Annotated in this window: 3 protein-coding genes; all 3 read left to right on the top strand. The window is 73.9% G+C overall.

Annotation, left to right across the window (positions count from 1 at the left end):
- A partial coding sequence (gene tsaE / locus VJR25_RS06765) for a tRNA (adenosine(37)-N6)-threonylcarbamoyltransferase complex ATPase subunit type 1 TsaE (RefSeq protein WP_414683749.1) occupies positions 1–453 on the top strand: 453 nt, incomplete at its 5' end.
- A 49-nt stretch (positions 454–502) separates the two neighbouring features.
- Positions 503–1,774, top strand: coding sequence for an amidohydrolase (locus VJR25_RS06760; protein ID WP_324113869.1), 1,272 nt, complete (start codon positions 503–505; stop codon positions 1,772–1,774).
- Between the two features lie 31 nt (positions 1,775–1,805).
- Positions 1,806–2,199: tRNA (adenosine(37)-N6)-threonylcarbamoyltransferase complex dimerization subunit type 1 TsaB (tsaB, locus tag VJR25_RS06755; protein ID WP_324113867.1), on the top strand; the 394-nt coding region annotated here is incomplete at its 3' end.

Genomic DNA, 2,199 nt, shown 5'->3' with positions numbered 1-2,199 from the left:
CCCGCCGACATGGAGCGCCTCGGCCGGCGCATGGGCGGGATGCTGCGGGCCGGCGACGTGGTCGTGCTCACCGGCCCCCTCGGCGCCGGCAAAACGACGCTGACACGCGGCATCGGTGCGGGGCTCGGCGTGCGCGGCCCGGTGCAGAGCCCGACGTTCGTGCTCGCCCGCACCCATCCCTCGCTCGTCGGCGGCGTGCCGCTCGTGCACATGGACGCCTACCGGCTCGGCTCCGCCGCGGAGCTCGACGACCTCGACGTCGACGTGGACGGGTCGGTCGTGGTCGTGGAGTGGGGCCGGGGCCTCGCCGACGACCTGGCCGAAGTGTGGTGGGACGTCGAGATCGAGCGGCCGGTCGGCGGATTCGGCGCCGACACGGCGTGCGGCCCGGTCGACGAGGAGCTGGATGCCGACGCCCCCCGCGTCGTCACCGTCACCCGCGTCACCCGCTGATCCGAACCCACCGATACGAACCGACCGATCCGAGCCAAGGAGCGCCTCCATGACCCTGACCCCAGCCGCCGTCGCGGCCGTCGACACCGCGATCGAGGCGCAGAACGACGCCGGCGTGGAGCGGTTCATCGACCTGCACCGGCATCCGGAGCTCGGGTTCATGGAGGAGCGCACCGCCGCGATCGTCGCCGACCGGCTGCGCGAGCTGGGATACGCCGTCACCACCGGGCTCGGTGGCACGGGAGTCGCCGGCGTGCTGCGCAACGGCGACGGCCCGACCGTCATGTACCGCGCCGACATGGATGCGAACGCGGTCGCCGAGGCGTCCGGCCGTCCGTACGCCAGCACCGTGCGCGTCACCCGCCCGGACGGCACCGAGAGCCCGGTCGCGCACCAGTGCGGCCACGACGCACATGTGACGTGGATGCTGGCGATGGCGCAGTTCCTCGCCGAGCACCCCGACCTGTGGGCGGGCACCGCGGTGCTCGTCGGCCAGCCCGCCGAGGAGCTGATCGCGGGAGCGAAGGCCGTGGTCGCGGGCGGCCTCTACGACGCCGTGCCGGTGCCGGATCAGCTGATCGGCTTCCACACCGCGGCGATCCCGGTGGGTACGGTGCTCGTGAGCGGCGGCACCCTGATGGCCGGCACCGACCAGCTCGACGTGCGGATCCTCGGCCACGGCGGGCACGGGTCCGCGCCGCACCAGACGCAGGACCCCATCGCGATGGCCGGTCAGGCGATCGTGCAGTACCAGTCGATCGTGTCGCGCATGATCGACCCGTCCGCAACCGCCGTGCTCACCGTCGGCGCCGTGCAGGCGGGCGCCGACAACAACGTGATCCCGGACGACGCGCTGCTGAAGCTCAACCTGCGGTGGTTCGACCCGGCCGTGCGGGAGCGGATGCTGCGCGGCATCCGCGACACCACCGACGGCATCGCCCGGACCTTCGGCGTCGCCGGAGACCGGATGCCGCAGTACACCATGAAGGGCGGGTCGACGCCGCTCGTCAACGACCCGGCCCTGGCCACGCGGCTCGCCGACGCCCTCAGCGGCGTGCTCGGCGAGGACTCGATCGTGCGCAGCGTGCGGCCGTTCACCGGCTCCGAGGACGTGCACCTTCTCACGGGGCCGCACCACGACATCGAGTTCACGTACATGATGATCGGCGTCGCCGACCCGGACGTGTGCGCCGCCGCGGCCGCCGAGGGCCGCGAGTTCCCGTACGCCCCGCACAGCCCCGAGTTCTACGTCGACCTCGCGGCCATCCCGGTCGGCGCGCGCATCGCCTGCTACGCGATGCTGGAGCTGCTCGGCGTCTGAGCGGAGCCGGTCCCCGGCTACCCTGGAACCCATGATCCTCGGCATCGACACCTCGATCGGCACGGCCGTGGGGCTGGTCGAACCCGACGGACTCGTCGTCGCGGAGGCGTCCAGCGCCGACCCGCGCGGGCACGCCGAGGTCGTCGGCACCCTGCTCGCCGAGGTCTCGCGGCCCGGCATCACGCACGTCGCCGCGGGCATGGGGCCGGGACCGTTCACCGGCCTGCGCGTGGGGATCGCCGCGGCCCGCGCCTTCGCGCTGGGCGGCGACGGCGGCCGGGGCATCCCGGTGGTCCCGGTCGTCAGCCACGACGCGGCCGCCTTCGCCCAGCTCGTGTCGGATGCCGCCGCCGGCATCCCCACGCCGCGCTTCGCCGTCGTCACCGACGCGCGCCGGCGCGAGTACGCCTACACCGTGTACGACG

Origin of the sequence: Microbacterium sp., assembly GCF_035277845.1 — a bacterium.
Taxonomy (GTDB): Bacteria; Actinomycetota; Actinomycetes; order Actinomycetales; family Microbacteriaceae; genus Microbacterium.
The sequence above is the reverse complement of the archived record's forward strand: the minus strand, read 5'-3'. Positions and strand labels throughout refer to the sequence as shown.